We start from the raw sequence: 18,477 nt of genomic DNA, 5'->3' as shown, positions 1-18,477 counted from the left end.
ATGGAAACGAAAAATATTATGATTGTAGGCGTGGGGGGCCAGGGCTCCCTGCTGGCCAGCAAGCTGCTGGGCCACCTGCTCATGGAGCAGGGCTATGACGTGAAGGTGTCCGAGGTCCACGGCATGTCCCAGCGGGGCGGCAGCGTGGTCACCTACGTGCGCTACGGAGACAAGGTGAACTCCCCCGTCATCGACAAGGGCGAGGCCGACTACATCGTCTCCTTCGAGCTGCTGGAGGCCGCCCGCTGGCTGGAGTACTTAAAGCCTGACGGACAGATCGTCACCTCCACCCAGCAGATTGACCCCATGCCCGTCATCACCGGGGCGGCGCAGTACCCCGAGAACCTGGTGGAGAAGATGAAGGCCGCCGGCGCCAAGGTGGATGCCCTGGATTGCCTGAAGCTGGCCGAGGAGGCGGGCAGCAGCAAGGCGGTGAACATCGTCCTCATGGGCCGCCTGTCCCACTACTTCGACCTCCCCGAGGAGGCCTGGCAGAAGTCGCTGGAGGCCATGGTGCCCCCCAAGTTCCTGGAGCTCAACAAGAAGGCCTTTGAGCTGGGCAAGAACGCCTGAGCATCAGCCTTCCCCTTCCCCGGCCCGGCGGAGCAGCCGGCGGTAGGTGTGGTCCATGCCGAAGGCCCCCAGGGGCGCGGTGAGGAGAATGGCCAGCACGGCCACGGACAGCACCAGATTGCCGCAGGGCAGCCCCAGGGCCAGGGGGACAGAGCCGATGGCCGCCTGAACGGTGGCCTTGGGCAGGTAGGCAATGACGCAGAAGAGCCGCTCTTTGGCGGTGAGGTCGGTGCCCGACACCGCCAGCGAGACGCCCACGGCCCGGATGGCCAGGGCGGCAAAGATGATGAGAACGGCCCCCAGACCGGCCTCCATGGTGTAGCGGATGTCCACCGCGGCACCCACCAGCACGAAGAGCACTACCTCCGCCGCCAGCCACAGCTTGCCGAACTTCTCGGACAGGCGGGCGGACACGGGCTGGGGGCACTTGAGGTGGACGCCGCAGGCCATGGCGGTGACGGCCAGGATGCCGGAGAAGGGAACAATCCCCTCCAGCCAGTCCTCCACCGCCAGGAGGAGAAAGGCAGTGCCCAGGAGGATGATGACCTTGGTGCTGTTGCGGATGTGGGCTTGGTGGTTGTAGTTGTACTCAAAGAAGACGGCCAGCAGCCAGCCCACGCCCGCGCCCACGGCGATGCCCAGAAGAATAGAGACGGGGATGCCCGCAAAGGCGCTGAGGGAGACGGTTCCCCCCTGGGCCATTCCCACGAAGGTGGAGAAGAGGACGATGACATATACGTCGTCCATGGAGGACCCGGCCAGAATCATCTGGGGGATGCTCTTTTCCGTCCCCCAGCCTCCATCCATCAACGTGACCATCCGGGGGACCACCACCGCCGGGGATACCGCCCCCAGCACCGCCCCCATGACGGCGCCCTCCACCCAGCTGACGCCGAAAATCACCGGGGCCAGCAGAGTATAGGCCAGAATCTCAAAGGTGGCGGGCAGGCAGGACATGAGCAGGGCCGGACGGCCCACCCGCTTCAAATCTCCCAGGTTGAGGGACAGTCCCGCCTTCATGAGGATGATGACCAGGGCCAGCTGGCGCAGGTCGGCGGAGACGGAGAGAATAGAGGGGTCCAGCAGATTGAGCACATAGGGCCCCAACAGAATGCCGGTGAACAGCATGCCGATGATGCGGGGCAGACGGAGTTTCTGGCACAGGGCGGCGGCAGCCAGCCCCACCAGAAAGACATAGGCCAGGGATGTGAGCATACAAACAGATCCTTTCCCAATGAGTGTACGGCCCCGCGCAGGGCACAAAAAAAGCTGATACCCCCGCGACGTCGTCATCGCAGAAGTCATCAGCTTACAAAAGCGGTTTAGGTTACCCAAGGGAGAACTTCATTCCCGGTGCCCTATTATAGCGGGGAACCGCCGGGAATGCAACCCCTTCGCAACATAAAACTTTTTTCTTAGAGAGGGATGATTCCGATGGAACGGTATTATCAGCCGGAAATTGAGTGCGCCTCCCGGGAGCAGATCAAGGCCTGGCAGGACGAGCGCCTGGTAAAGCAGGTGCGCAATGTGTGGGACAACGTGCCCTACTACCGCAAGAAGATGGAGGAGAAGGGCCTGACCCCCGACGACATCAAGGGTGTGGCAGACCTTCATAAGCTGCCCTTTGTCACCAAGGCCGACCTGCGGGAGGCCTATCCCTACGGCCTGGTGGCCCGGCCCCTGAAGGACTGCGTCCGCATCCAGTCCACCTCCGGCACCACCGGCAAGCGGGTGGTGGCCTTCTACACCCAGCACGACATCGACCTGTGGGAGGACTGCTGCGCCCGGGCCATCGTGGCTGCCGGCGGCACCAACGAGGACGTGTGCCAGGTGTCCTACGGCTACGGCCTCTTCACCGGCGGACCCGGCCTGAACGGCGGCTCCCACAAGGTGGGCTGCCTCACCATCCCCACCTCCTCGGGCAACACCGAGCGGCAGATCATGTTCATCCGGGACCTCTCCGCCACCATCCTCTGCTGCACCCCCTCCTACGCCGCCTACATCGGCGAGACCATGAAGGAGATGGGCCTCACCCCCGACCAGATCCCCCTGAAGGCGGGTATCTTCGGCGCCGAGGCCTGGAGCGAGGAGATGCGCCAGGACATCCAGAACACCCTGGGCATCAAGGCCTACGACATCTACGGCCTTACCGAGCTGTCCGGCCCGGGCGTGGCCTTTGAGTGCTCCGCCCAGAACGGCATGCACATCAACGAGGACCACTTCATTGCCGAGATCATCGACCCCGAGACCGGCGAGGTCCTGCCCGAGGGCTCCAAGGGTGAGCTGGTGTTCACCTCCATCACCAAGGAGGCCTTCCCCTTGCTGCGCTACCGCACCCGTGACATCTGCATGCTCAGCCACGAGAAGTGCTCCTGCGGCCGCACCCACGTGAAGATGTGCAAGCCCATGGGCCGCTCCGACGACATGCTCATCATCCGGGGTGTCAACGTCTTCCCCTCCCAGATCGAGACGGTGCTCCTCAACCACGGTTACCCCGCCAACTACCAGATTATTGTGGACCGTGTCCGCTCCACCGATACCCTGGACGTGCAGGTGGAGATGACCCCCGAGATGTTCACCGACAACCTGGGCGAGATCGAGCGCCGGCAGAAGGAGCTGGTGGACGGGCTGCGCTCCATGCTGGGCCTGGCCGCCAAGGTCACCCTGGTGGCCCCCAAGTCCATCGTCCGCAGCGAGGGCAAGGCCGTACGCGTCATCGACAAGCGCAAGATTTGATAAGGAGGAGACTTGCATGAGCATCAAGCAGATTTCCGTCTTTTTGGAGAACCAGCCCGGCGCCCTGTACGCCATGACCGGGGTACTGGCCCAGAATAAGGTGGACATGCGCGCCCTGTCCCTGGCCGAGACCAAGGACTTCGGCATCGTGCGCATGATTGTGGACAACGTCTACGCCGCCACCACCATTCTCAAGGACGCCGGCTACGTCCATTCCGTCACCCCCGTGGTGGGAGTGGCCATCCCCGACACCCCCGGCGGCCTGAACCGGGTGCTTCAGGTACTCACCGACGAGCGGGTCAACGTGGAGTACATGTACGCCTTCCTGGGCGGCAAGGACGTGGACCACGCCTACATGATTTTCCGGGTGGAGGACCCCGCCGCCGCCACCGCCGCCCTCACTGCCCGGGGCATCCGGGTGGTGGAGCAGGAGGAAATGGACAACCTGTAAGGTTCTTTCCCTCAGACCCCACAGCTTAAACGAGCGCGTCCCGCTCTGGCTCTGGCCGGAGCGGGACGCGTTTTTACGTGCGGTTTATTTCGATAAACTTTTCGTTGACGAAGGAGGTTTATTGTGATAAACTGACAGTGACAAGAGACTTACAAAACCAAACAGACAGGAGGGACGGACATGGAAAAGCTTTTTGACGGAGAATACCGGCTGATGCAGGTGCTGTGGGACAGCGGGGCGGTCAATTCCACCCGCCTGGTGGAGCTGTGCGGGGAGAAGCTGGGGTGGAACAAATCCACCACCTACACCGTGCTGCGAAAGCTGAAGAACAAAGGTGCGGTGCGCCACGAGGACACCTTAGTCACTCCCCTTCTCACCCGGGCCCAGGCGGTGCGGGCGGAGGGCGAGCACCTGGAGAAGATGGCCGGGGGCCTCTCCCCTTTCCTCACCGCCTTTTTAAGCGGGCGGAAGCTGACCCAGAAGGAGGCGGAGGAGCTGAAGGAGCTCATCGACCGGACCATGGGGGAGGGATAAGGCGTGCTGTGGGTTCTGCGGCGCTTTGTCATCATTTTCCTGAACATGGGCCTGATGCTGGGGCTTACCTTTGGGGCGCTGATGCTCCTGCGGCCGGTGACCGTTCGGCTGCTGCGCCCTCAGCACCGGGTGGCGCTGTGGTATCTGGGCTGGTGGTCGGCGATTCTGGGCATTGGCTATGACCTTATGGGCAGCATCCGGCTGCTGCCCGTCACCTTCCGCTCCCTGATGATATCCCGGGTGGGGGTAACGAACGGAACGGACCATTTCCCCTTTTTCCTGCCTCTGGAGGCCTCCTCCGGCGGCGTGGGGGAGATTGTCCTGCCTGGGGGATGGAGCATGGCCGTCCCCAACTACCAGCTGTGGATGTCAGCGGCGGCTATTTTGTGGGTCGTTGGAGTGGCCGCGATGGCCATATGGCACCTCCGGCGCAGCCGGCAGTGGAAGAAGCTGGGCCGGGCCGGGGAGCTTATGGACCGTGAGACCATGGCCCGGTACGGCCTGGAGGAGAGCGATGTGGCGGTGCGCCTGTGCGAAAACCTGCCCACCAGCTTTGTCCGCCGGGGCCACGACACGGGAGGGAAGGACGGCATCCACTATGTCATCTGCTTCCAAAAGGAGCTGCCTCCCGAGCAAATGCGCCTGGTGCTCCTCCACGAGGCGGAGCACATCCGGCTCAATCACCCCTACTTCAAGGCGGTTGCGGTAATGGGGCTGACCCTGCTGTTCTGGTGGAACCCCATTTTGTGGCTGGCCTGCCGGTTCACCTGCCGGGATATGGAGCTGGCCTGCGACGCAGCGGTGCTGGAGAAGCTGGAGCCAGCGGAGCGGCGGGACTATGCCCGCACCCTGGTGGAGCTGGGCTCGGGCAGACACATGTGGGGGAGCGTCACCTCCTTCGGGGAGTGCGACGCCGCCCTGCGGGTGAAGGCCGCCGTCCGGTGGAGACCCACCGGATGGGCGAACGCCGCCTGCTCCTTTGTTCTGGCGGCGGCGCTGTTTCTCTTTTTCTACTGCGGCGGACGGTAACGAAGCCATCCGTGCCCCCGGACAGGAACACCACGGAGGAGGGATAAGGTATGCTGAACTGGCTTGTGGAACTGGCGGTCCTCTATTTGAACATGGGGCTGGTGCTGGGCCTCACCTTCGGGGCGCTGATCCTTCTGCGCCCGTTGACCGGACGGCTGCTGCGGCCCCAGCACCAGGTTATGTTGTGGTATGCGGGCTGGCTGCTGGGTGTGCTGGCGACGACGTACAGCTCCCTGGGGCGCTACCAGCTGCTGCCCGTTACCTTCCGCTCTCTGGTGGTTCCGCGGGTGGCGCAGAGAGGAGGGCAATCCTCCTACCCCGCCTTTTTCTGGAGCGAGGCCGGAACGGAGGTCCAGCTGATGCTGCCCGGAGGGACGGAAGTGGCCATCCCCCGCTATGGGACGCTGCTGATGGTGCTTGCCCTGGTCTGGCTGGTGACCGTGGTGGGCGTGGTGCTTTGGGAGAACCGGCAGGAGAGGCGCTTGAAGCGGCTGAGCCTGGCAGGTGAGCGCATGGACCGGGCGGCCCTGGCGGAGTACGGCATCACCGACCAACGGGTAGCGGTGCGCCTGTGTGAAAACCTGCCCACCAGCTTTGTTCGCCGGGGCCACGACACCGGAAGAAAGGACGGCATTCGCTATGTCATCTGCCTCCAGAAGGAGCTGCACCCGGAGCGGATGCGTCTGGTGCTGCTCCACGAGCTGGAGCACATCCGCCTGCATCATCCGGCTTATAAGGGACTTATGGTGGGCAGCTTGACCGCGCTGTACTGGTGGAATCCCATCCTGTGGCTGGCCTGCCGGCTCACCTGCCGGGACATGGAGCTGGCCTGCGACGCAGCGGTGCTGGAGAAGCTGGAGCCAGCGGAGCGGCGGGACTATGCCCGCACCCTGGTGGAGCTGGCCTCGGGCAAGCACCTGTGGGGGAGCGTTACCTCCTTCGGGGAGTGCGACGCCGCGCTGCGGGTGCGCCGGGCGGCCCGGTGGAAGCCGGTTCGGGAGGAGCTGGAGGCCCTGTCCCTGCTGCTGGCATCGGTGCTGTTTGTGTTTTTCTTCTGCGGCGGCCCGGTGTATCAGAGCTGGAAGCCTGCTTATGAGCCTCCGCGGTGGCCGGAATATCTGGAGAGCGGGGCCTGGATGGACCAGGTGGCCCAAAAGCTGGAACAGCCGGACTGGCAGCCGAGGGAAGTCTGGAGCAAGAGGGCGGAGGCTCTGGTGGTGCTGGACGAGACGGGCCAGTGGTACAGCATCTCCTTTTCCGATTGGACGGGGGAGAAATACGACTGGGTCAGTGTGGGGCCTATGAGACAGGCCTTTCTGGACGGCTATACCCGGGTAAGCTGAGAGAACAATCGACAGGAAAGGACGGGGCTGGTATGGAACTGCTGGATGGTTTTTTTCACAGTTATTTCAACCTGTACCTCAATCTGGGGCTGTGGTGCGGCATGGTCATGGGAATGATTCTGCTCCTGCGGCCGGTGCTCTGCCGCCTGCTCACCCCGGGGCAGCGGGTGTTCCTGTGGGGCGTGGGCTGGATCGGGGGCTTTGCGCCCCAGCTGTTTCTGCCCCTGGCCCGGATTTCCTTGCCGGTGCCCACCCTGCGCAGTCTGCTCATTCCACGGGCGGAGCGGGGCTGGCCCCTCTTTATGCCCGTGATGCAGGAGGCGGGCACCTACCGTTTGGTGCTGCCCGGCGGGACGACCATCCCCTTTTCCATTACCCAGGAGGGAATTGATGCCCTGGGGTGGCTGGGGCTTCTCTTCCTGGCGGTAACCCTGTTTCTGGCCGCCCGCAGTGACTGGGGGGTCAAGCGGATGGCCCGGTCCGGCACGGAGCTGGACCGGGAGCAGTACCAGCGTCTGCGGGTGGACCAAGAGGACGATTTGGTGGTCCGCCTGTGCCCCAACCTGCCTACCAGCTTTGTGGTCCGAAGCTGGGGACGGCATGAGATTGCCCTTCAGAAGGAGCTGACGGAGGAGCAGCTGCGGCTGGTGCTCCTCCACGAGCGGGAGCATGTGCGCCGCCATGACCCCTGGCTCCAGGGGCTGGCTGTGGTGGTGGTGTGTATTTTCTTTTGGAATCTTGTGGTCTGGCTGGCCTACCACTTTACCCGGCGGGACATGGAGCTGGCCTGTGACCAGCGGGTGCTCCGCCGCCTGGGGGAGGAAGAACGCCGGGCCTACGCCCACACTCTGGTGGACCTGGCCTGCGACAAGCCCCGGTGGGGCGGGTTCACCACCTTCGGGGAGTGCGATGCCTCCCGACGGGTGAAGGCGGCCACCCGCTGGGCGCCTGAGGACGAGTCGGACGATCTGGACGCCCGGCGGCTGCTGGGGTGGGTGGTGGTACTGCTGCTGGCCGCCTCGCTGTTTCTGGGCGGCCCCTGGGACCGGGCGTTGACCGTGGACCTGGTGTCCGACCTGGAGCGGGACGGGGGCTGGGGCTGGCTGGCCGGGGAGGTGGCGGAGCAGCACGTCGTCCCGGATGAGGAGGAGCCCCTGTGGATTCGCGGCGACGGCAGCAGCTACGCCAAGATTTACATTCAGGATGAGGAGGGCTCCTGGTGGAGCGCCCTCATCCGCCGCAGCCTGTATGGGGGCCATCTGGACGCCCATCTGGACCGGATGGACCTTCCGGACACACCGGATTTGTCGGGCTGCGACCCTATTTCCTGGGAAGAGGCGGAGAAAACGTCCGGAGCGGCGTGACGGAAAGGAGCGGACCATGGAATTTTTGATCGATCTGTTTCTCCAGCTCCTCAATCTTGGTCTGGTGCTGGGGGCGGGAATCGGGGTGCTGCTCCTGCTGCGTCCCCTTTTGTGCCGGATCTGCACGCCCCAGCAGCGGGTGGTGCTGTGGGCGCTTGTGTGGCTTTCCGCCTATCTCCCCTGGGCCTATGCCCTGGCCAACCAGCTGAACCTGCTGCCCGCCACCCTGCGCACACTGCTGGTCACCCGGACTTCGGATTTTGGCTCTTATGCAGGCGAACTCCCCGCCATTTTGCCCGGAAGATATCAGAGCCCGGGGCTCTATCACCTGGCCCTGCCCGGAGGCAGGCTGGTAGCCGTCTCCCTCAGCGACGGGGTGATGACCACCCTGACGGTCCTGTGGGCGGCCGTCACGCTGGGGCTACTTTGGTGGTGTGCCCGGCGGAGTGAGAGACTGGAGCGGAAGGCCCATGAGGGTCGGCTGCTCTCCCGGGAGGACCCCCTGCGCCGGGGGATCCCGGAGCTGGAGCGGGAGACCACCATGATTCGGGTGTGCAAAGACCTGCCCACCAGCTTTGTCCTGTGGGGCGGGACCGCCCGGGAGACCGGGGCCAGCTACGGCATCTACGTCCAGGAGGAACTGCCCCCGGAGCGGATGCGTCTGGTGCTGCTCCACGAGGCGCAGCACATCCGCCTGCGCCACTGCTGGTGCAAGATGTATCTCAGCGGGGTCCTGCTCTACTGGTACAATCCCCTGATGTGGCTGGGCTACCGGTGCTTCTGCCGGGATCTGGAGCTGGCCTGCGACCGGGCGGTGCTGGAGCGGCTGGACGGAAACGAACGGCGGGAGTACGCCCGGATGCTGGTGGAGCTGGGCAGCGGAAGGCTTTTGTGGGATGTGCCCACGGCCTTCGGCGAGTGCGACATCGCCCGGCGGGTGCGGGCCATTGCGGCCTGGAAACCCAGCCGGCAGAACCGGAACCGTCAGGCGGCAGCCTGGGCGGTGTGCCTTTTGCTGGGGCTCTTCCTGGCGGGCGGTCCCCATGACCTCTGCCGGGCGCAGGACATTCTGCTGGCCTACCAGCGGGAGGACGGCGGCACCGAGGCCTTTGTTCAGGCGGTGGAGCAGTGTGTGGAGGAGACCGGCGCTGCCCTGGAGGCGGAAGAAATTTGGTGCGCCAGCCGCTGGTTGGAGGGGCGGCTGCCCTGGACCGGCCAGAAGGAGGAGTACCTGCTGGTGCAGGGGGCGGACGGAAGCTGGTACGCCGTGGGGCTTTCCTGGGATGCCAAACGGGTCTCCTTCCGCGGAAGTGACCCCCAGCGGCTGGCGGGGGTCCCCGATCTTGCCGGCTGTACCCGTCTGGTTTAGAACCAACAAAAGAACCCATCCCCGGCTCGTGACGAGCCGGGGATGGGTTTCCTTTATCGGGTTTGATCCGCCTTTCGGCCCACCAGGTGCTCCACCATGGCCCGGTCAAAGGACAGGCAGCAGCCGAAGGGGTCGATGACAAAGCCCGCCCCCCGGTTGTCCCGGAGAATCATGGCGGCGTAGTCGTCAAAGGACAACAGCAGCGTCTGCTGGTTTTTGGGTCCGCACAGCTTCCGCAGCTCCTCCCAGCCGGTGAAGGCGGGAAAGAAGGGCTGGCCCTCCTGATTGGGCAGCAGCTGGAACTGGATGGCGGTGCCCTCCCCGCCGGAGACGGTGGCCTCCTCCGGGGAGAGAATGTTCACCGGGGCCAGAAACCGGGCGGAGGAGATGACCGCGTCCAGCACCGCCTCCCGGCTCTCCCGGGTATTTTCCCGGCCCATCCGCTCCACCGCCGAGAGCAGGGCTTGGTTGTTCAATTCCGTTGTTTGCTCCATGGGACGCCTCCAAAGGTGTGATTTTCCCCATTGTACTACACTCCGCCTCCCTCCCGCAAGGGACAGGCATAATTCCGTCTGGACAAACGGATTGGGGTGTGGTAAGATGCCTGTTGACGAGTTTTATACCATCTCGTCCAAGCACGGCGGCATAGCCTGCCGTGTTCGTTCGGGAAGCCCAAGGCTTCGCCGTTCTCTAAACAAAAAATGGAGGTTTTTTTATGTCCAAATTCAACACCCGTGATCTCACCTTTGCCGCCACTCTGGCCGCCGTGTACGCCGTCTTGACGGTGACGCTGCCCATCCCCCAGTATGGCCCTGTCCAGGCCCGCCTGTCCGAGGCCCTCACCGTGCTGCCCTTCTTCTTCCCCGCCGCCACGCCGGGGCTGGTGGTGGGCTGCTTCATCGCCAACCTGTTCTCCCCCTACTCCCTGGATGTGATTTTCGGCACCGCAGCTACCCTCATTGCCTGTCTCATGACCCAGCGGATGCCCAACCAGTGGCTGGCTCCCCTGCCCCCTGTGCTGTGCAACGCCGTCATTGTGGGCGCTGAGTGCGCCTGGTACCAGGCGGGCGGCTTTGGTCCCGCTTTCTGGCCCGCCTACGCCTTCAACGCCTTTACCGTGGGTCTGGGTGAGCTGCTGGCCTGCTACATTCTCGGATCCCTGCTCATTCGGGTGCTGCCCCGCATTTCCTTCTTCCGGGAGCGCATCCCCCAGCGCCGCCTGGAGCAGCTGGCCCACGTGTAACCTGCATCATTTCGCCGGATGGAGTTCCATCCGGCGATTTTTTATAAAAAAGCTCCCGTGTTTACAAACCGGACACAAATTATTCACATACTCTCATGGAAATTCTTCACGGGTAGACTATACTGTTAATTAACCCGTTAATAAAACCCGATGCGGCGGAGCCCGCATCTATAATTTGAGAGGATGATACTGTGTGCAGGAAGTGAAGAAACCGTCCAAAAAGCCGCTGATTTTTTATTATGTGATGGCTATGCTGATTTTGATGGTATTGAACATGACCTTTTTCCCGTCGGTGCTGGAAAAACAGGTCAAAGAGGTCAGCTATACCGACTTCATGTCCATGACCTACGACGACAACATCGGCCTTGTGCAGATTGAGGGGGATGAGATCACCTTCACCGACAAGGCCCAGGAGAACATTTACAAGACCATCGCCATTGACAGCGACACCGACCTGGTCCAGCGGGTCTACGACCACGGGGGCCAGCTCAACCGCATCGACACCCAGCCGGGCCTGCTCACCTCCATTCTGGTGGGGTGGGTGCTGCCTCTGCTGCCCTTCCTGCTCATCGGCTACTTCATCCGCAAGCGGATGCAGAAGAGCATGGGCGGCGCCGACGGCATGATGTTCGGTATGGGCGGCGGCTCGGGAGCCAAGGTGTACGTCCCCTCCTCCACCGGCATCCGCTTTGCCGATGTGGCCGGCGAGGACGAGGCCAAGGAACTGCTGGGTGAGATTGTGGACTTCCTCCACGACCCGGAGAAGTACCGGGAAATCGGCGCCCGCCTGCCCAAGGGCGCGCTGCTGGTGGGCCCTCCGGGCACCGGCAAGACCCTGCTGGCCAAGGCGGTGGCCGGTGAGGCCAACGTCCCCTTCTTCTCCATCGCCGGCAGCGAGTTTGTGGAGATGTTTGTGGGCCGGGGCGCCGCCAAGGTGCGGGACCTCTTCAAGCAGGCCAACGAAAAGGCCCCCTGTATTGTGTTCATCGATGAGATCGACACCATCGGCAAGAAGCGTGACGGTCAGGCCATGGGCAACGACGAGCGGGAGCAGACCCTGAACCAGCTTCTCACTGAGATGGACGGCTTTGACGGCTCCAAGGGCGTGGTGGTGCTGGCCGCCACCAACCGTCCCGACTCCCTGGACCCCGCCCTGCTGCGCCCCGGCCGCTTTGACCGGCGCATCCCCGTGGAGCTGCCCGACCTCCAGGGCCGCATTGACATTCTGAAGGTCCACGCCAGGAAGATCCGCCTGGCGGAGGATGTGGACTTCACTCCCATTGCCAAGACGGCCGCCGGCGCTTCCGGCGCGGAGCTGGCCAACATCGTCAACGAGGCCGCCCTGCGGGCGGTGCGGGACGGGCGGAAGTACGCCACCCAGGAGGACCTGCAGGAGAGCGTGGAGGTAGTTATCGCGGGCTACCAGAAGAAGAGCCGGGTCCTGTCCGACGAGGAGAAGAAGATTGTGGCCTACCACGAGACAGGCCACGCCCTGGTGGCGGCCATGCAGTCCCACTCCGCCCCGGTGCAGAAGATCACCATCATTCCCCGCACCTCCGGCGCCCTGGGCTACACCCTCCAGGTGGACGAGGGGGACCACTTCCTCATGTCCAAGGAGGAGCTGCTGAACAAGATCACCACCTACACCGGCGGCCGGGCCGCCGAGGAGCTGGTGTTCCACTCCATCACCACCGGGGCCTCCAACGACATTGAGCAGGCCACCAAGCTGGCCCGGGCCATGATCTCCCGCTACGGCATGAGCGACGAGTTCGGATTTGTGGCCTTCGAGACCATGTCCAACCAGTACCTGGGGGGCGACGCCTCCCTGGCCTGTTCCCCCGAGACCCAGGCCCGCATGGACCGGAAGGTCACCCAGGTGGTCACCAACCAGTATCAGAAGGCCATGGCCATCCTGGAGGAGAACGAGGACAAGCTCCACCAGCTGGCCCAGTACCTCTACGACCACGAGACCATTACCGGCCAGGAGTTCATGGACATCCTGGAGCAGAAGGAGCTTCCCGGGGAAAGCCAGACTTGACACGGGGACGAAAAGGTCGTATGATAACAGCGCAAACAGGGGAGCTCGCGGCAGCGGGCTGAGAGGAGGCTTGGCGCCTCGACCCTCTAACCTGATGTGGGTAATGCCACCGTAGGAAGTCATAGGGATTGTATGATTGCATTGCGGGGCGGCCCAGGTTGGGCCGCCCTGTTTTTGTTTGTCCACTTACACTTCTTTTGGAAAGGACGTGGGAGGAGAATACCGCGGCGCCCCGGCTCAGAGCCGGGAGCGGGCAGAGGGGGAGCGCCCTGTGCCCGGGCCAGAAGTGCAGCGATGGGAAGCCGTGTTCCGGCGTGAGAGGAGGCCAGTAAGCCTCGACCGAACTCCGCGGGGCGGTGTGTGTCCGGCCCGGGGACCCTGTATGCGGCGTTATGCCGCCGGAGGGATGTCGCTGCTCTGTTTTGCGGTATTCCCCCATGACTTTACAAGAGAGGTGTTTTTTATGTCCAATTACACGAAGGAGAACCGCCTGGCCCTGTCGGTGGCGCTGGCGGGCATTCTCACCGCCGTGGGCGTGGTGGGAGGCACTCTGTCCATCCCCGTGGGCTTCACCCGCTGCTGCCCCACCCAGAGCGTGGTCAACGTGGTGGCCGGTGTCTTCCTGGGCCCCTGGTACTCCCTGGGCATGGCCTTCTGCGTCAGTCTCATCCGCAACCTGCTGGGCACCGGTACCATCATGGCCTTCCCTGGCAGCATGTGCGGCGCTCTGCTGGCGGGCCTTCTGTACCAGCGGTTCCACCGGGTGTGGGCGGCCTGCCTGGGCGAGATGATTGGAACGGGCGTGGTGGCCTCCATCCTGGCCTTCCCCATTGCCCGGTATTTCCTGGGCAAGGCCTGCGGCCTCTTCACCTACTTCATCCCCTTCATGACCGTGGCGGTCACCGGGTCGATCATCGCCTGGGTGCTGGTGTATATTCTGAAGAAGAACGGGGCCATGTCCGCCATGAGCCGGGCCGTCCAGCGGAGCTGAGGCGGCCATGAACGCCCGTAAGCCGGTGGCCTGGATGTCCACCAAATTCCCCCTGGAGATTCCCGCCGCCTTCGGCATGGAGGTCATCTGCCCGGAGAGCGCGGGGGCGGCCGCCGCCGGAAAGGGAAAAAGCGCCCAGCTCTGCCGCCGGGCCGAGGGGCTGGGCTACTGCGCCGACCTGTGCTCCTATGTGCGCATGGGCGTGGTCCTGGCCCGGGACGGAGGCATGCCAAAGCCCGATGTGCTGCTGTGCTGCGACAACATCTGCTCGGGCATGGTGCAGTGGTATGAGGCCATGGCCCGGACGCTGCAGGTTCCCCTGGTGCTGCTGAATTTCCCCTACCGCCAGAGCCAGGTCTCCCAAGGGCAGGTGAATTATCTGCTGGGGCAGCTGAAAGCGGCCATCCTCCAGCTGGAGGAACTGACGGGACAGCGGTGGGACCCGCAGAAGTTTCAGGAGGTCTGCCTCCGGGAGGAGCGGTCCGCCCAGGCCTGGCAGCGGGTGCTGGACTGTGCCATGGCCCGCCCCTCTCCCCTGCGGAGCATGGAGATCTTTGATTACATGCCCCTCATGGTCACCGGCCGCTGCCGCACAGAGACGGAGGGGCGGCTGCTGGAGCTGGCCCGGGAGCTGTCCGCCCGCAGACCGGAGGGGGAGGAGTACCGCATCTACTGGGAGGGTACCCCCTGCTGGCCGGTGCTGGGCCAGGTGGTAGACCTGATGGACAAGCGGCACATCCGGGTAGTGGCCGACCCCATCAGCCACTCCCTGGGCTTTCGCTGCCACGATTTGGAGAGCCTGGCCCGGGCCTACTGTAAGACCATCAACGGCGTGTCCCTGGAGGAGGGCGTGGCCATGCGGGCGGAGCTGTGCCGGCGCTATGGGGTGGACGGGGTGCTCATCCACTATAACCGCTCCTGCCGCCCCTGGTGCGGCGACCTCCAGGAGGTGGAGCGGCGGCTGCGGGAGGAGCTGGAGGTCCCCGTGGTCAGCTTTGACGGCGACCAGGGGGATCCGGGGGCCTTCTCCCCTGCCCAGTTTGAGACCCGGCTGGACACCCTCACTGAGCTGATGGCCGCCCGCCGGGAGGCCCAAGCATAAAACGCGCCGCGGCGCCGGAACGGTTCCGGTGCCGCGGCGTGTTGCGTTCAATGGGTGGAGGTCAGTTCTCCTCCCCCTCCAGAAAGTAGGAGGCCTCCATGTCGGCGGTGGCCAGGGCAAAGGCCAGGGGGTACTTCTGAAAGGCCTGTCCCACGGTGCGGTTGTCCTCGGGGCCGGAGAAGCCCATGTGCCAGCGGATGGCCATGGCCTCTTCCCGGGTGAGGCGGATGAAGCCGTTGGTGATGTACACGCTCTTCTCCCCGTGGCCGTAGGGCAGGGGGTCGTCGAAGGAGTAGGTGGGCACCTTCTCCCACTGGCCGGTGGCGTCGTTCTTCACGTTGCGGAAGCCCTTCTTGTAGCAGCCGATTTTGCACAGGTCGTGGAGAAGGGAAACAATGGCCACAGATTCGGGGCTGTACTCCAGGCCGTACAGCTCCTGCACCCGCTCCCGCTGGAGGTAGTCCACCAGACAGTGGTACACGTTGAGGCTGTGCTCGCACAGCCCGCCCTCGTAGGCCCCGTGGTACCGGGCGGAGGCGGGGGCGGTGAAGAAGTCGCTCTTGTGCTCCAGGTAGTCAAGCAGCTTGTCCGCCCCGTCCCGGGTGATGTTTTCCTTAAAAATCTCGATAAATTCCTCTTTGCAGGACATACAATAACCTCCGAACGGGCCGCCCCTTCCGGGGCGGGCCTGTAAATTGACGTAAGAAAAGTGTAGCATGGACCGGGGAAAGATGCAACGGAAAATCCCACTTTCCAACGCTCCCCGCCTGTGGTAAAATAATAGGACACCGTTCAGCCAAAGAACAGGAGGATTTTGTCATGAGCTACGCCGATGAGGTGTTTATTCAGAACTGCAAGGACATTCTTTCCCAGGGGGTCTGGGACACCGACCGCCCCGTCCGGCCCCGGTGGGAGGACGGCTCCCCCGCCCACACCATCAAGCTCTTCGGTGTGGTCAACCGCTATAACCTGAAGGAGGAGTTCCCCATCCTCACCGTGCGCCGCCAGTACCTCAAGTCGGCGGTGGACGAGCTTCTGTGGATCTGGCAGAAGAAGTCCAACAACGTCCATGACCTGAGCAGCCACGTGTGGGACGCCTGGGCGGATGAGAACGGCTCCATCGGCAAGGCCTACGGCTACCAGCTGGGGGTGAAGCACCACTACCCCCAGGGGGACATGGATCAGGTTGACAAGGTGCTCTGGGACCTGAAGCACGACCCCGGCTCCCGGCGCATCCTGACCAGCCTCTATAACCACCACGACCTGAGCGAGATGGCCCTCTACCCCTGCGCCTACTCCATGACCTTCAATGTGAGCGGCAACACCCTCAACGGCATCCTGAACCAGCGCTCCCAGGACATGCTCACCGCCAACGGCTGGAACGTGATGCAGTACGCCGTGCTGCTGCACATGATCGCCCAGGTGTCCGGCCTGGAGGCCGGGGAGCTGGTCCATGTCATCGCCGACTGCCACATCTACGACCGCCATGTGCCTGTGGTGGAGCAGATGCTGGAGCGGGAGCCCTACCCCGCCCCCAAATTCACCCTGGACCCCACGGTGACCGACTTCTACGCCTTCACCAAGGACAGCGTCTCCCTGGAGGGCTACCAGGCCTACCCCATCGGGGAAAAGATCCCTGTTGCGGTGTAAGCACAGAACGTGAAGAGTGGAGAGAGGCACAGCTATGAATGTTATTGTGGCGGTGGATGAGAACTGGGGCATCGGGAAGGATGGAGACCAGCTCATCTACCTCAAGGAGGATTTGAAGCGCTTCAAGGCCCTGACCATGGGCCATCCCCTGATTCTGGGGCGGAAGACCATGGCCACCTTCCCCGGGGGGAAGCCCCTGAAGGGGCGGCGGAACCTGATTTTGTCCCGCAACCCGGACTTTGCCCCCGAGGGGGGCGAGGTGTACCACACCATGGAGGAGCTGCTGGCCCAGGCGCCCGAGGACGCCTTTGTCATCGGCGGCGCCTCGGTGTATCACGCCCTCATCGGCCAGTGCGACACGGCCTACGTGACTAAAATCCACAAGGGATTTCCCGCCGACTGCTGGTTCCCCAACCTGGACGAGGACCCGGCCTGGCAGGCGGAGGAGCCCTCGGAGATTATGGAGCAGGATGGGGTCCGCTATCAGTATGTGACCTACCGCCGGGTCAAGTGAATCCAAAAGAAAACGCCGCCAGGCTTGGTGCCCGGCGGCGTTTTTTTGTTTTTAAAGATCAGAGGTTCAGAGTCATGCCCTGGTGGTCGGCCAGGCCGTCCTTGGCCAGCATCCGCTCCAGTACCTCCACATCGGTGGTGATGTCCATGGCGTCGCCCTGGAAGAGCTGGTCCAGCTGCTTCTCAAAGCCCTCCACCACCTTATCCATCATGCCCTCGATGCGGGCCATGGCGGAGGTGATGTTCTCACCGGACACCTCCTGGTCCTCCAGCTGGCTGTACGCCCGGAGAATCTTCAGGGTGGTGGGCAGGTAGTAGCTCAAAAAGCTGTGAAGCTGAGGGGATTTGTCCGGGTGCTGCCGCTGATAGTCCAGAATCTTGGCCGTGATGACCCCGATGCGGTCAATCTGGGCAGAGAGCTTCTCGTTGTCGATGGCGTCGTTGACCGCCTTGATTTCCAGCAGAATGGCGTCCTGCTCCTGCTTGGCTTCCTCCTTGGCGGGCTTTTTGGGCTGGGCGGGCTCCTCTGGCTTGGAGCTGATGCCTCCCCCGGAGAGGACCAGTGTGCCCGCGCCGTAGTCCAGATAGCCCTGGGGGAACATGCCGTCCTCCAGCATATCCTCCAGGTCGTCCCGCACCCGGCCCACGGAGCGGCCGGTGGCCGAGGCCAGGGAGGCGATGGACACCGACTTGTTGCTGCCGATCATGGCCATGTAGCTGCGGTAGCGGTTGGCCTGCTTACGCTTGTGTACGCCCACCCACAGACAGCCCAGACCGCCGAAGAAGCAGCATACCACAGGCAGCGTCTCCTCCAGGAACCAGGCCACGTCGGGCAGAATCCACAGGCTGCTGCTGACAGCGGTCAGAGAGGCAAAGCCGAAGAGGGCAGCCAGAATGCCGCCGATAATGGTCATCTTCTTGGCGCGGTCGTTGAGCTGAGAAATCTGGTCCTGAACGGAGGCCTTCCGGCTCCGGGCCGTTTTCTTCTTACCGGCGGCGGGCTCCTGCTCTGCATAGGGGGCAGAGGTGCGGGCGCCCACCGGGCCCTGTCCCGCCTGCTGGGCGTAATAGGGGTGACGGCCCCGCTTGGTGCTGCGTTTGGTACCGCCCAGCAGCCGAATCACAATCATTAAAAAACCGATAGGGGCGGCAAAGCCGGTGACCAGCAGCATAATGGCAATGACCCAGTAGATCCAACCGCCGCCCCGGCTTCCCCGGTCCTGATAGTCTGACATGAATCTCCCTCCGCGCAACTTGGATAGTCTTTTCCAACCTGTTCCCACATAAGAGTAACAGATCTCGCTCAAAGGGAGATTGATTTCTCCTTAAAATTCCATGAAGAAACTACCGTCCCTCTCGCTTGTATTATCATACTGCGGCGGGCGGAAAATGTAAATGGCTTGAAGACGGTAATTTTTTGCCTTTGCTGCGGAATACGGCCCGTCCCAGGGGGAAACGGGCAGTTGTAACTGTTCTGTAATTGCTATCCGCCGGAATGAGGTGCTATAATGACGCTAAGCACGGCCTTTTTTGACCGTCAT

At 63.4% G+C, this 18,477-nt stretch carries 18 protein-coding genes and 2 riboswitches; of the genes, 14 read left to right on the top strand and 4 right to left on the bottom strand.

Going from position 1 to position 18,477, the window contains the following annotated elements; all coding sequences use genetic code 11:
• Positions 1-573, top strand: coding sequence for an indolepyruvate oxidoreductase subunit beta (locus tag AC3YUO_RS03975; RefSeq protein WP_489961753.1), 573 nt, complete (start codon positions 1-3; stop codon positions 571-573).
• A 3-nt stretch (positions 574-576) separates the two neighbouring features.
• Here the strand turns inward: AC3YUO_RS03975 and AC3YUO_RS03970 are convergent, their stop codons facing one another.
• Positions 577-1,788, bottom strand: a complete 1,212-nt coding sequence (locus AC3YUO_RS03970) for a cation:proton antiporter (protein WP_489961752.1) — start codon at positions 1,786-1,788, stop codon at positions 577-579.
• 73 nt (positions 1,789-1,861) lie between these two features.
• Positions 1,862-1,934, bottom strand: a riboswitch (Fluoride riboswitch).
• Between the two features lie 73 nt (positions 1,935-2,007).
• On the opposite strand from AC3YUO_RS03970, the gene AC3YUO_RS03965 reads away from it, so the two are divergent.
• The 7 genes from AC3YUO_RS03965 (at position 2,008) to AC3YUO_RS03935 (ending at position 9,399) form a co-directional block, all read left to right on the top strand.
• Entirely contained in the window at positions 2,008-3,309 is a 1,302-nt protein-coding gene (locus AC3YUO_RS03965) for a phenylacetate--CoA ligase family protein (RefSeq protein ID WP_489961751.1), read from the top strand.
• 16 nt (positions 3,310-3,325) lie between these two features.
• Positions 3,326-3,760, top strand: a complete 435-nt coding sequence (locus AC3YUO_RS03960; RefSeq protein WP_489961750.1) for an acetolactate synthase — start codon at positions 3,326-3,328, stop codon at positions 3,758-3,760.
• A 180-nt stretch (positions 3,761-3,940) separates the two neighbouring features.
• A complete protein-coding gene (locus AC3YUO_RS03955) occupies positions 3,941-4,294 on the top strand; it encodes a BlaI/MecI/CopY family transcriptional regulator (protein WP_489961749.1) in 354 nt (117 codons plus the stop codon).
• Between the two features lie 3 nt (positions 4,295-4,297).
• On the top strand, positions 4,298-5,323 hold the full coding sequence (locus AC3YUO_RS03950) for a M56 family metallopeptidase (protein WP_489961748.1): 1,026 nt from the start codon (positions 4,298-4,300) through the stop codon (positions 5,321-5,323).
• A 50-nt stretch (positions 5,324-5,373) separates the two neighbouring features.
• Complete coding sequence (locus AC3YUO_RS03945) at positions 5,374-6,666, top strand: M56 family metallopeptidase (protein WP_489961747.1); 1,293 nt, start codon at positions 5,374-5,376, stop codon at positions 6,664-6,666.
• A gap of 32 nt (positions 6,667-6,698) precedes the next feature.
• Entirely contained in the window at positions 6,699-8,030 is a 1,332-nt protein-coding gene (locus AC3YUO_RS03940; protein WP_489961746.1) for a M56 family metallopeptidase, read from the top strand.
• A 16-nt stretch (positions 8,031-8,046) separates the two neighbouring features.
• Complete coding sequence (locus AC3YUO_RS03935; RefSeq protein WP_489961745.1) at positions 8,047-9,399, top strand: M56 family metallopeptidase; 1,353 nt, start codon at positions 8,047-8,049, stop codon at positions 9,397-9,399.
• 53 nt (positions 9,400-9,452) lie between these two features.
• Here the strand turns inward: AC3YUO_RS03935 and AC3YUO_RS03930 are convergent, their stop codons facing one another.
• Positions 9,453-9,893 carry an SseB family protein gene (locus tag AC3YUO_RS03930; protein ID WP_489961744.1) on the bottom strand — a complete coding sequence of 147 codons (441 nt, stop codon included), beginning with the start codon at positions 9,891-9,893 and terminating at the stop codon, positions 9,453-9,455.
• Positions 9,894-10,114: 221 nt separating this feature from the next.
• Between AC3YUO_RS03930 and AC3YUO_RS03925 the strand changes: the two genes are divergently transcribed.
• The 4 genes from AC3YUO_RS03925 (at position 10,115) to AC3YUO_RS03910 (ending at position 14,773) form a co-directional block, all read left to right on the top strand.
• Positions 10,115-10,642: a QueT transporter family protein gene (locus tag AC3YUO_RS03925; protein WP_489961743.1), complete on the top strand. Its 528-nt coding sequence runs from the start codon at positions 10,115-10,117 to the stop codon at positions 10,640-10,642.
• Positions 10,643-10,835: 193 nt separating this feature from the next.
• The gene (ftsH, locus tag AC3YUO_RS03920) at positions 10,836-12,680 is read left to right on the top strand and encodes an ATP-dependent zinc metalloprotease FtsH (protein ID WP_489961742.1); all 1,845 of its coding nucleotides are present in this window, start codon (positions 10,836-10,838) and stop codon (positions 12,678-12,680) included.
• Positions 12,681-12,707: 27 nt separating this feature from the next.
• Positions 12,708-12,815, top strand: a riboswitch (TPP riboswitch).
• 328 nt (positions 12,816-13,143) lie between these two features.
• The gene (gene thiW, locus AC3YUO_RS03915) at positions 13,144-13,671 is read left to right on the top strand and encodes an energy coupling factor transporter S component ThiW (protein ID WP_489961741.1); all 528 of its coding nucleotides are present in this window, start codon (positions 13,144-13,146) and stop codon (positions 13,669-13,671) included.
• A 7-nt stretch (positions 13,672-13,678) separates the two neighbouring features.
• Positions 13,679-14,773 (top strand): 2-hydroxyacyl-CoA dehydratase subunit D, encoded by a 1,095-nt coding sequence (locus AC3YUO_RS03910; RefSeq protein WP_489961740.1) that lies wholly within the window; start codon positions 13,679-13,681, stop codon positions 14,771-14,773.
• Positions 14,774-14,834: 61 nt separating this feature from the next.
• On the opposite strand, the gene AC3YUO_RS03905 is transcribed toward AC3YUO_RS03910, so the two are convergent.
• Positions 14,835-15,422 carry a hydrolase gene (locus AC3YUO_RS03905; protein WP_489961739.1) on the bottom strand — a complete coding sequence of 196 codons (588 nt, stop codon included), beginning with the start codon at positions 15,420-15,422 and terminating at the stop codon, positions 14,835-14,837.
• Between the two features lie 170 nt (positions 15,423-15,592).
• Here AC3YUO_RS03905 and thyA point away from each other — a divergent pair, with 170 nt between their 5' ends.
• Positions 15,593-16,423 carry a thymidylate synthase gene (gene thyA / locus AC3YUO_RS03900; protein ID WP_489961738.1) on the top strand — a complete coding sequence of 277 codons (831 nt, stop codon included), beginning with the start codon at positions 15,593-15,595 and terminating at the stop codon, positions 16,421-16,423.
• 34 nt (positions 16,424-16,457) lie between these two features.
• The gene (locus AC3YUO_RS03895; protein ID WP_489961737.1) at positions 16,458-16,937 is read left to right on the top strand and encodes a dihydrofolate reductase; all 480 of its coding nucleotides are present in this window, start codon (positions 16,458-16,460) and stop codon (positions 16,935-16,937) included.
• A gap of 58 nt (positions 16,938-16,995) precedes the next feature.
• Here AC3YUO_RS03895 and AC3YUO_RS03890 read toward each other — a convergent pair whose 3' ends face one another.
• Positions 16,996-18,171, bottom strand: a complete 1,176-nt coding sequence (locus AC3YUO_RS03890) for a 5-bromo-4-chloroindolyl phosphate hydrolysis family protein (protein WP_489961736.1) — start codon at positions 18,169-18,171, stop codon at positions 16,996-16,998.
• Between the last annotated feature and the right edge of the window lie 306 nt (positions 18,172-18,477).

This window comes from Pseudoflavonifractor sp. HNCC25GI2 (assembly GCF_058136395.1).
The sequence above is the reverse complement of the archived record's forward strand: the minus strand, read 5'-3'. Positions and strand labels throughout refer to the sequence as shown.

Bases quoted from the DNA above. Each gene is read 5' to 3' on its own strand.
- thiW (WP_489961741.1), top strand. From the start codon at position 13,144: ATGTCCAATTACACGAAGGAGAACCGCCTGGCCCTGTCGGTGGCGCTG.
- AC3YUO_RS03930 (WP_489961744.1), bottom strand. From the start codon at position 9,893: ATGGAGCAAACAACGGAATTGAACAACCAAGCCCTGCTCTCGGCGGTG.
- AC3YUO_RS03940 (WP_489961746.1), top strand. From the start codon at position 6,699: ATGGAACTGCTGGATGGTTTTTTTCACAGTTATTTCAACCTGTACCTC.
- AC3YUO_RS03910 (WP_489961740.1), top strand. From the start codon at position 13,679: ATGAACGCCCGTAAGCCGGTGGCCTGGATGTCCACCAAATTCCCCCTG.
- AC3YUO_RS03905 (WP_489961739.1), bottom strand. From the start codon at position 15,422: ATGTCCTGCAAAGAGGAATTTATCGAGATTTTTAAGGAAAACATCACC.
- AC3YUO_RS03895 (WP_489961737.1), top strand. From the start codon at position 16,458: ATGAATGTTATTGTGGCGGTGGATGAGAACTGGGGCATCGGGAAGGAT.
- AC3YUO_RS03935 (WP_489961745.1), top strand. From the start codon at position 8,047: ATGGAATTTTTGATCGATCTGTTTCTCCAGCTCCTCAATCTTGGTCTG.
- AC3YUO_RS03945 (WP_489961747.1), top strand. From the start codon at position 5,374: ATGCTGAACTGGCTTGTGGAACTGGCGGTCCTCTATTTGAACATGGGG.
- AC3YUO_RS03925 (WP_489961743.1), top strand. From the start codon at position 10,115: ATGTCCAAATTCAACACCCGTGATCTCACCTTTGCCGCCACTCTGGCC.
- AC3YUO_RS03960 (WP_489961750.1), top strand. From the start codon at position 3,326: ATGAGCATCAAGCAGATTTCCGTCTTTTTGGAGAACCAGCCCGGCGCC.
- AC3YUO_RS03970 (WP_489961752.1), bottom strand. From the start codon at position 1,788: ATGCTCACATCCCTGGCCTATGTCTTTCTGGTGGGGCTGGCTGCCGCC.
- AC3YUO_RS03890 (WP_489961736.1), bottom strand. From the start codon at position 18,171: ATGTCAGACTATCAGGACCGGGGAAGCCGGGGCGGCGGTTGGATCTAC.
- AC3YUO_RS03965 (WP_489961751.1), top strand. From the start codon at position 2,008: ATGGAACGGTATTATCAGCCGGAAATTGAGTGCGCCTCCCGGGAGCAG.
- AC3YUO_RS03975 (WP_489961753.1), top strand. From the start codon at position 1: ATGGAAACGAAAAATATTATGATTGTAGGCGTGGGGGGCCAGGGCTCC.
- AC3YUO_RS03955 (WP_489961749.1), top strand. From the start codon at position 3,941: ATGGAAAAGCTTTTTGACGGAGAATACCGGCTGATGCAGGTGCTGTGG.
- thyA (WP_489961738.1), top strand. From the start codon at position 15,593: ATGAGCTACGCCGATGAGGTGTTTATTCAGAACTGCAAGGACATTCTT.